This is a genomic window from Clostridium sp., from assembly GCF_036569345.1.
In the GTDB taxonomy this organism is placed as follows: domain Bacteria; phylum Bacillota; class Clostridia; order Clostridiales; family Clostridiaceae; genus Clostridium_AD.
Genome location: NZ_DATCQT010000053.1, coordinates 1 through 10,107 on the forward strand (window position 1 = coordinate 1; position 10,107 = coordinate 10,107).

Sequence of the window (10,107 nt, forward strand, 5' to 3'; positions counted from 1 at the left end):
CAAGGAGGGCATTTCAAGACGTTACTCTATCATTCTACCTTTAGCAATAATAGTTCTAACACCTAAATTTAATTAGCTTGTTAGGGCAAACTTTTATTTTGCCAACTGGTCGCACTCCCAACCTAATAATTTTTTTTCTAAGTCATCAAAGTCATAATTTCTTTGATCATAATTATTAAATGTGCCAGTTTTGGTTTTACTTTTGGGAACTTGATAATCATCTTTGATCGCTTTGAGCATCCAACCAACCACACTATCAATTTTAGCCACATTTTGAGCTAGAACATATTTTTCTTTAATTTTATTTATATCACCATTAGCGGTATCACTAAGTTTTTTAGCTTCTAATGCGGTTATTTTACTATCACACATTATAGCCATGATTTTTTTAATTGGGTTTTCTTCTTCCATTTCCATTAATGTAGCTGAAACCTCATCATCAGCAGTTTTCAATGATTTAAGCTCATTAACTTTTATGTAAAACTTAAGTGATGTAACAGTTCTGCCTGTCTTTATTTCTTCGAAATCAAAACTAATATCACTCATTTTTTTTAATTCTTTTTGTGATTGCTCTATTACCCTTCTTTTAAAATCATAATATCTAGGATATACATTATCGCTATTTAATATTTTTTTTAAATCATTAATTTCAATTTCTATGTAACCTTGTTTCTTAAATTCATTGCACTTCAAAATCTCATATATTCTAGGTGAATACTTACTTTTCATGGCTAAAATATTTCCTAATTTATATTGTGTGAATTTCTCTTTTAGTTGAAGCATATAAGGTTTTAATCTAGGCGAAAACTCTAACTCCACCATACCAGTTCCTTTTTTATAAGTTGCAGAGCTTAACCAAGCAGTTTGAATAAGAGTATCATCCTCTTCTATTTCAAATACCTTTTTCATAAGCTCCTTAGTTATTTTAGGTGTTTCAGTATATTTACATTGATTAGAAACTCCTAGAAGCTTCATAAACTCAGATATTTTAAATATATAAGGCTTAAATTCTTTATCTTCCGGCTGAACCATACTAGCCAGTGTAAGTATTAACTTTTATAACAATAGGTAAGACTTTGAAGTTATCTCCGCCTTTTCCCCTGTTTCACACCGTACATGAGACTTTCGAACTCATACGGCGTTCCAACAATCTTTATTCTTAATTAAATAACTGAATTTCCTACTAACTCTCTTAAAGAATTGACACGTTTTAACCCTTGTTTATCAAGGGATAATAAACCTAGATATTTATTAATGGTATCTTGTTGTGTACAGTGAATTAACTTGTGAGCTTCTCCACATAACCAAACTAGATTTTTATATTCATCAGCACCACCATCACATTTTTGCTTCTTGTGATGACATTCCATATCACCTATTTTTAAATTTAATCTTGTAATATAACAATTACCTTGTTGCCCTGCAATCAAGGATATTCTGTTATCATCAAATTCAGCAGTATTATTTCCATATGTTGCTTTTAATAGGTACTCAACTAAATGTCTGTACCCTCTAATATTCTTATGAATTTTCTCTCTGCCGAGTTTAGTGTAATTACATATTACTTGATTAAGACTCATTACATTTTTGGTTCTACACCCATAGATTGGGAATATAGTGACATTGTAAATTGTTCTGACTTTTCCATTATAATTTCCATATAAATGTTTATATGTTTTGGTAAATCTAGGTTTGCTTGTTATCCAACTCCTTAACCGTATTTTCAAGGTTTTTGTCACTAAGAAATTTATTTCTTTAAAATCTAATGACACATAGGTTGCACTATTATAATAATTGTGACTTCCTAATATCATAGAGTTTAATGTTAGTACCTCTTTACTACTTCCATGCTTTTGGATTTTCTTAATCTGCTCCTTTAGCTTGTTAATAGTTTTGATTTTTGCTTTATCACACATTCTACTTTGACAAACATATTTGCCTTTTTTAGGTTTTAATGTTAGTTTAAATCCTAAAAATTCTGTATAATTCTTTCTCAAATTAGTTATTTTGGATTTATCTGGACTTATATCTAATTCCAGCCTTTCTTTTAACCATATTCTTGTAGCATTATATATTTTCTGTGCAGTTTTATAGTCTTTACAGAAAATTTTGAAGTCATCTGAATATCTTACTAAGTACATTTCTTTGAGGTTTGTTGTCTTCATTGCTCTGTATTTATTTGATTGGCTTACTTGTCTCTCTGTTATAATTGAGTAATCCTTTTTTGTTTCAAATGTTTCCCATTGAGAGCTAATCCACCAGTCTAATTCATTAAGAACAATGTTTGATAATAATGGACTAATTATGCCACCTTGAGGTGTACCTTTTAACGAAATTCCTATTCCTTGTATTTCTGAGTTTAGAATTTTTCCTATTATACTAATCAAATTTTTATCTTGTATACCCATATTCCACATTTGTTTTTTAAGTTTGCTATGATTAACATTATCAAAGAAACCTTTAATATCAATGTCTACAACATAATGTAGTTTTGACTTATTCATTAGGAACATACTTCTGGCTATAGCATGGTTCGCTGACCTATTCGGTCTGAAACCATAACTATGATTGTGAAATTTTGCTTCACATATAGGCTCTAGAATTTGTTTAATACATTGTTGAATAATTCTGTCTTCAATACATGGCATTCCTAAAGGTCTAGTTTTACCATTAGGCTTAGGAATTTCAACGCGTCTTACACTTTTGGGTATATAGTTGGCTAATTTATTTTGGATACGTTTTATAAACGTATCTGTTTTCATATCCTTAAAGTAGTTTATATCAAGATTATCGGTTCCAACTGTTGTTGACCCTTTATTTTTCTTGATATTCCTATATGCCAGTAAAATATTATTTTTAGAAGCTATGTTTTGCATTAGTTTTTTAAATTTTCTATTTTTTTGAGATTGTTCATACAGGTCGTCAAATGTGTTTTGCATTGTGTAATATTCATTATTTCTTAGTGTTTGTCTTTTCTCTAATTTTGAGCTTTCCTCCAAGTCTGTCACATCCCTCTTTGTATAAATACAAATTAAGCTTTAACATCTCTTAGTCATACTCGAACCTTGGAATCATTCATTTATTTAATTATCAAATAACAATTGTCTAGTGGCTATTGCTCAGTATCCATTACAGAAACTTCATAGCTTTATGCCACCACTCTCACTTAGATTAAGATAAGTTATAGATATAATCTTTTCCTTATCAATACTTCATAGATAGTAAAATCTCCATATTCTAAGTTTTCCTTGTTCCGTTATTACTATCTGTACATATATCTTTAGGTCGTTAGTATAAGCCTATGAGCTTGCTAGTGCCTGTAACACTACATGGACTTTCATAAAGAACAATTTTACTCATCCACACTCATTATACTTTCTGTATTATATTCATTTCTAAATATTCCTAGTTTAGACCCTTACATTCCTAACTTCGTCAGTTCCGTAGGAACATCCTAACCATAGATATTTTATAGACACCCGACCTATTTTATACTCGACCACTTCTGGTTCGCTTTTCGTGTAGGAATGTTATTTCTTCTACCTACGGTATAATCTCAGTCGACTTCACCGAGCTTTTAACCCTTTGTCGTTTACTCAACAAAACGCTAATCGGAATCTTAGTGAGGCATTTCAAGGCGTTACCCTATCATTCTACCTATCGTAATAACAGTTCTAATTTCTGAACTTAATCAGCTAATTAGTCTAAGCTTTTAGCTTAGAAAACAAGTCGCACGTTCCTCTAAATTTAAATCATAACTGGAATTCATTATAAAATAATTAGATTTAGTTACTATATAATTTTTATTCATATAATCGCCTCTTAATGAATACATTACCATAAGTAAACGACAACGTCAATTCATACGTCAATGTCGTTATTCACTATGTAAGTGTCGTTCTAAAACTTATTTATGACGATGTAAGTATCGTTGTTAATTATGTAAATTTAATTTTCAAATCTATTTATGACTATGCAAGTGTGTTATTCACTATGCAAGTGTCGTTTTGAGATCTATTTTTGACTATGCATGTGTCGTTTTAAACTATGCAAGTGTCGTTATTGACTATGTTAGTGTCGTTCTAAAACTTATTTACGACTATGCAAGTGTCGTTATTCACTATGCAAGTGTCGTTTTAGATTTTTTTAAGCCAGTCATATCAAAGCCTAGAAGGCATCGTAAAACACTTAAAACAAAAAGATTGTAAAACAATCTAAAACAACAACTGTGGTTGTTATTTATTTATATTCTAAACTTTAATTTAAATAGTCAATAAATTATTTATGGACCTATGCATGAAGCTATTTAATTGTTTGGAATATTACAACACTTTTTTTTGCTACGGGCTACCCTTCGGACTATTACAAATACAAACATCACTATGTAATAAAAGCATATATTTTTATGCATAATCAAGTATATTATATATATATTAATATAAAAACAAAACCTGTGATACCATTTAATACAGAATTTATTAATACTTTTTCATAGTGAAGTAATATTTATATTAAAACAACAACAAACAAATATTTTTCCTTGTTGTTGTTTTAAGTGTTTTAGACACCCTTATAACCGTTGGTATGACTGGCTTTAAAGTCCAATTATAACCTTTCCGTAGTGAACTAGACGAACTTGCTGAGATTAAAAAATATAAGTGCCTTCCCACCAATTCTAAGCCACTAAAACAACGCATGATATGATATAATAGTTATATAAGTAAGGGGTGATTTCAATGACTGATAAGGAACTAGAAACTTTAGGCAATATATTTGATGAAAAACTTAAACCAGTGTTCGCAAAACTCAATGGACTTGAAACCACAGTGCGTGGAATTAAAGTACAACAGGAAGAAGACCACTTGATTTTAAAAGCACTAGAACATAATTCCAATATAAATTCAGCCGATCATGATAAAATGTCTAATGATATTTCACACATACAAGGAAGCTTGAAAAATATAGATGAGCAAATAGGTGCTATGGCAGAAATTAATGGCAGACATGAGCAAGATATTACTGTTCTCAAACGAAGACCAGTTTAGTCGCTCTATGCTATACGACAAAAATATATGACAAGTATAAATATTTTATGTGTAACACCTTAACACCAGTTATAGCAATGATTACAAAATCTATTGCAACCTAATTACTGTTGAGACTTATAATGAATTTATAATTAAATTAAAACCTCAAAAATAGGTATATCAATCCCTGACGAATCTAAACAATGACAAGTCATGTATATAACCGATAATCAATAAATAACTGATATTAATAATTAAAACCTACATCATAGAATATTGAACAAACTAATATTGCTATATTAAAAAACCATCTGTATAGAGCTCAGATGGTTTTTCTTTTTGTTCGATATCATTATATTTATTTAGACAGAACAGGTATGAAACAGTAGTAACTACCGCACCTTCGTTTGCTACTACCGTCTTTCAAAATGGAACCTTCCCTACGGGCTACCCTTCCATTTATTCAGTTGGTCTAATCATTTTAATTTCTTTTCAGTGCCCCGATCACTAACAACTTTATATTTTATTAAAATCTCTTATATTTATAAGATAATGTTTCTATGTATTCCTGTATTTCATTAGAAAAATTAATTAATTCTTCATCAGTTAATTTTTCTAGAGCTAAATTATTAATAGCTTCATGTTTTGATAAATAGTTTATACAATCGGTTTTATCATTAAATTTTTTTCGTATAACATTAAACTGTAGTTTATTAATGGGAACTTCACGTTCTAAAAAATAGTAAATCGACACGTCGAATATATCACAAAATTTTTCTAGATGATTAAGTGTTGGTGTTGTTCTATTTGCTTCAATACTTGTAATCGATGACCTTTCCAAATTTAATAATAATGCTAGTTTTTCTTGTGTCATATGTTTTTGTTTTCTTAAAAATTTTAAACGTTCTCCTATAAACATTTTTTTCTCCTTTTATATACTTAATTAATTATCTAATTTAATATTACATTGAATTTTAAAAAATACAAATAAAAATATAAATATAATTAAAAATGAAATATAGGAAATTAGTGACAATGTTGCTAAAAATGTAGAATTATAGTTGCAATGGAAACTTTAAGGGTGTATAATTAACGTATAGAGTTTTAAAAACACATTATTTAAAAATATGTTTGGCATAATCACATTGGAGGAGGGATGAAAATAAATTGATTGTTAGAAAAAAACTAAAAGAAATAAGACTTAAAAAAAAAATGACTCAACAAAACGTAGCAGATAAAATTGGGGTAACAAGAATGGGTTATAGCAAAATTGAAAACTGTACTCGAGATCCAAGCTTCAAATTATCTTTAAAAATAAAAAAAATAATGGTATATGAAAATGATGATTTATTTGATATTTATAAAAATCAAGAAAAATTAAGGTTAGAAGTACGTTCAAAATCAGTAAAAAACGGACAAATATAAAAAAAGGGGGAATGAAATGAGTGATATAGAGAAGAAAAAGGCAATAGAATTATACATCAAAGGATTAAGCTATAAAGAAATCAGTAAAATAATTGGTTCAACATCAGAGGCAGTACGAAAATTTATTTCCAGAAATGCTAAAGAAAAGCAGATTACTCGAAGAGCAGATAGAAAAAGTAAAAATACAAAAACAGATTATGGGTTCGAATTTGAACATAGCACTTTTCTTAGTGTAAACGATTTAAATGAAATAAGAGAAGAAAAAAGTTTTGGTATAATGCCCAATGAAAGCATTGGAGAGCATGGGTTTTGTATGATGAATATACAATCGTATAAGTTAAGTAGTAACCATAAAAAGTTAGTTTTTGATGAAAGTCGAGGGGCAATAACGGATAACGTACCAAAATATTTTTAATTAAAAGAGGACAAGTTCACTATTATAAATCTAAAAAGATAAAAAAGGAGCATGATAATTAATGGAACAGTTAGTAGCTGGAATTACAAGCTTTATAACATGGTTACAAATACCAGCAGTAGTATGTTATGCGTTAGCATTATTGTTTGGAGGATATGAAATGTTGTTGTGCGACACGTTTCTAACTGAAAAGGTTAGACGTTAACTCGTCAAGAGTTGATAGAACTAATGACTTTAAAAGTCGAATGATAGAGTAACGTCTTGAAAGGCTTTCTTTAATACTCCGAATAGCGATTTTATTATTAAGAATAAAATGGTTATAAGCTCGGTGAAGTCGGCTGAGAGTACACCCTAAGTGTTATGTGTTAATACAGGAATGGCGAACCAGAGGTGGTCGTGTGTATGATAGGTCGGGAGTCCACAAAATACTCATGGTAAGAATGTTCCATAGGAACTGACGAAATTCCGAATGTAAGAGTCTAAAATTTCAGAAAGTAGAAATATTTTCACTGCTCAAGATGCAGGGTGTGTGAGGTCAAGTAAGATTGGTAACTATGAACAACCTTATACTGTTAAAGGCAGTATCAACCACACAGGCTCAAAGGAATTACCTAAAAGTATATGTATGGATAAAAGTCATTGGAACGTGGTAAATATCAAACATGGAGAACTTAATGTCTATGAAATGGTGATAAGGAAATTATTTATAACTTATCTTTATTGATATAAAAGTAGTGGCATAGTACCTATGAAACTATGATAATAAATAGTGGAGGGATAGCCACAAGTCAATATTATTTTTTTAAATTATACAATAAAACAATATTTTATTAGGTTCGAGTAAGACTAAGAGAAGCGAAATTCAACATAAATGAGGAATTAGCTGACTAAGGGCAACTCAATTAAAGAAGTTTAAAAAGAAGAAAGCATTAAGAAATAATAAGTTTTACCAAAATAAATAAACTTCGTAAATTAGTTGGAAATTGTGAATTGTATATAAGTTAAAATGAAAATAAGCATTGAGGGAACGCCGTATGAGGTGAAAGTCTCAAGTACGGTGTGGATGAGGGGAAAAGTTGGAGATAACATCAAAAACTTACCTATTCATATTGTTGGTGGTCAACAAGGAAGTGGAAGTGCAAAAAAAGTATTTATAAGTTCTACATTAGCTTTTATTATAATAAAAGGTGCAAATGCACTAGCAACGTCGCTAGGTAGTAAGATAAATTTTTAAGAAGTTCTTAAATAAAACAATGGGGTACATTATAAGAGCAAATAAAGTATAGGGCATGTTTTATGTCATATACTTTATTTGCTCTTATATTTATTTGTATTTAAGGCTATTATCTTTATAAAATAGAAAGGAGCTAATAAATTGACTACCGTTCAAATTTTACAAACATATTCAGAGTTTTTTAAACTAGATACAATTTTAGGTAGAACTATAAGAGAACTACTTTGGGGTATTGTTAAAGTTTTAGGATATATCGTAGATTCTGTTTCTGCTATAACAGACAAACTATTTGTACTTGATAAATTTTATAACGACCCTGGAGTTATAGATTTTATAAATAGTGTTAAACCACTAATAGTTGTATTGTTTGCACTTTCGTTACTCGGCATTGGTTATCAGTTAATGTTTTCTCAAACCAAACAGTTTAGGAAAATAGGCACGAATATTCTTGTAGCTATAGCTGTAATTTTAGTTTTACCAATGGCAATGGACAAAATGAATGCATTAACTAATCTTGGAGTAACTGCTGTAAAAGGAAGTCCTAAAGACATAACTAATCAAATTATTAAAAGCAATATAACAGATATTTTACTCTATGACCAAACCAGTTTTAATAAAGATGATATAAGCGGTTTAAGAAGTTCCAATAATATTAAAATTGAAAATATTCGATATATAGACCCAACATCAATTATAGAACCAGATTTTATTAACTCAGGGGGAATTAAAAATAAAGAGGTATTTGGTGAAAAATTATCAACAAATGTAAAGGGAGATTTAAGTACAGAAAAACTTAATCAAGGGTGGCTGACATTTTGGAAAGAGTATTATTACAGATTTGATATTAATTTTTTAAATATTATATTGTCACTTGGGGTTATTGGAGCAACTTTAGCATTTACATGCTTTAAGCTTGCAAAATTAATTTTTGAACTTGCTTATAATAAATTTCTAGCAATTCTTTTAGCTCCAGTAGATATTAACGACGGACAGAAAACAAAACAAATAATTCAAAATATAATGTCAACATTTATTGTGACTTTTTTGATAGCTGTGTTACTTGAATTTTATGTATTATTTGTAGATTTGTGTTCAGACGTAAAAGGTATAGAAGGTGTAGTATTACTCGTGGCCGGGTCTTTTGCAGTAATAGACGGTCCAAACATGGTAGAAAAGTTATTTGGAATAGATGCTGGACTACGAAGTGGATTTAAAACAATGGCAGGAGCATATATGGTAGGTAATGCTGTTATGGGAGGTGCTAAAAGTATTGGTAAAACTGCTAAGAGTATTGGGAAGACTGCAAATAGCATGGCAGGTAGTGCTGGCAAGATGGCGGGCTCTACATTTGGAGCAGGTGCCGGTATAGCAAGTGGTTTATATAAAGACATGGATAAGGATAAGTCTAAGGTTAAGAAAAATGCAGATGCGAATAAAGCAAAATCTATATATCCTGGTATGGCTAAAGATAAGGCTAAGGGATATGAAGATTTAAACAAAGGAAATGTTGTTAATAGTAGCACTGGCAATTCTAGTAAAAAGGTCGGTACTAGTAGTCCAGAAGGTAATATTAAAGGGAATGGTAGCCAGGGTCATCAATCCATCTATGATGAAATGGGCAATGGGAAAAGCAGTATTAAGGACAATGGTAGCCAAGGGCATCAATCCATTTATGATGAAATGAATGGTTCTAGTGGTGATAATGAAGAGGGTGAACAACCTAGTTCAAATAGAAATGTTCCAAATAATACCCATGAATCAATTAATAGCAGTAATGGCACTGAAACAAACGGTAGTGAAAATAATGAGACAAGTGGACATACTGTACCAAATAATAAATCGGAGCCTATACGTCCAAATAACGGTAAGTCTTCGTATCAAATGATTCGTCAAAAGCAAAAAGAGAAAATAATTAAAAAAGTTCAGAATAATCCTATTGTAAAACAAACTATGGAATCGTATAATCGAGGAAAAAACATAGGTCAGAGTATACGAGTGGAAAAAAA

General features: G+C 30.0%; 9 protein-coding genes. 6 read left to right on the forward strand and 3 right to left on the reverse strand.

Annotation, left to right across the window (positions count from 1 at the left end; genetic code table 11):
- Positions 1–93 precede the first annotated feature (93 nt).
- Both VIM70_RS05195 and ltrA read right to left on the reverse strand, forming a co-directional pair.
- Positions 94–1,050 carry a replication initiation protein gene (locus VIM70_RS05195; RefSeq protein WP_331944679.1) on the reverse strand — a complete coding sequence of 319 codons (957 nt, stop codon included), beginning with the start codon at positions 1,048–1,050 and terminating at the stop codon, positions 94–96.
- A gap of 113 nt (positions 1,051–1,163) precedes the next feature.
- On the reverse strand, positions 1,164–2,939 hold the full coding sequence (ltrA, locus tag VIM70_RS05200) for a group II intron reverse transcriptase/maturase (protein ID WP_414648663.1): 1,776 nt from the start codon (positions 2,937–2,939) through the stop codon (positions 1,164–1,166).
- A 1,797-nt stretch (positions 2,940–4,736) separates the two neighbouring features.
- Between ltrA and VIM70_RS05205 the strand changes: the two genes are divergently transcribed.
- Positions 4,737–5,045 carry a hypothetical protein gene (locus VIM70_RS05205; RefSeq protein ID WP_331944672.1) on the forward strand — a complete coding sequence of 103 codons (309 nt, stop codon included), beginning with the start codon at positions 4,737–4,739 and terminating at the stop codon, positions 5,043–5,045.
- 508 nt (positions 5,046–5,553) lie between these two features.
- Here the strand turns inward: VIM70_RS05205 and VIM70_RS05210 are convergent.
- Positions 5,554–5,946 (reverse strand): helix-turn-helix transcriptional regulator, encoded by a 393-nt coding sequence (locus VIM70_RS05210; protein WP_331944673.1) that lies wholly within the window; start codon positions 5,944–5,946, stop codon positions 5,554–5,556.
- 248 nt (positions 5,947–6,194) lie between these two features.
- On the opposite strand from VIM70_RS05210, the gene VIM70_RS05215 reads away from it, so the two are divergent.
- From VIM70_RS05215 to VIM70_RS05235, 5 genes are all read left to right on the forward strand, one after another.
- A complete protein-coding gene (locus tag VIM70_RS05215; RefSeq protein ID WP_331944674.1) occupies positions 6,195–6,452 on the forward strand; it encodes a helix-turn-helix transcriptional regulator in 258 nt (85 codons plus the stop codon).
- Between the two features lie 16 nt (positions 6,453–6,468).
- Positions 6,469–6,867 (forward strand): terminase gpP N-terminus-related DNA-binding protein, encoded by a 399-nt coding sequence (locus tag VIM70_RS05220; RefSeq protein WP_331944675.1) that lies wholly within the window; start codon positions 6,469–6,471, stop codon positions 6,865–6,867.
- 61 nt (positions 6,868–6,928) lie between these two features.
- The gene (locus VIM70_RS05225) at positions 6,929–7,072 is read left to right on the forward strand and encodes a hypothetical protein (protein ID WP_331944676.1); all 144 of its coding nucleotides are present in this window, start codon (positions 6,929–6,931) and stop codon (positions 7,070–7,072) included.
- Between the two features lie 801 nt (positions 7,073–7,873).
- Entirely contained in the window at positions 7,874–8,101 is a 228-nt protein-coding gene (locus VIM70_RS05230; protein WP_331944677.1) for a hypothetical protein, read from the forward strand.
- A 141-nt stretch (positions 8,102–8,242) separates the two neighbouring features.
- Positions 8,243–10,107: pLS20_p028 family conjugation system transmembrane protein (locus VIM70_RS05235; protein ID WP_331944678.1), on the forward strand; the 1,865-nt coding region annotated here is incomplete at its 3' end.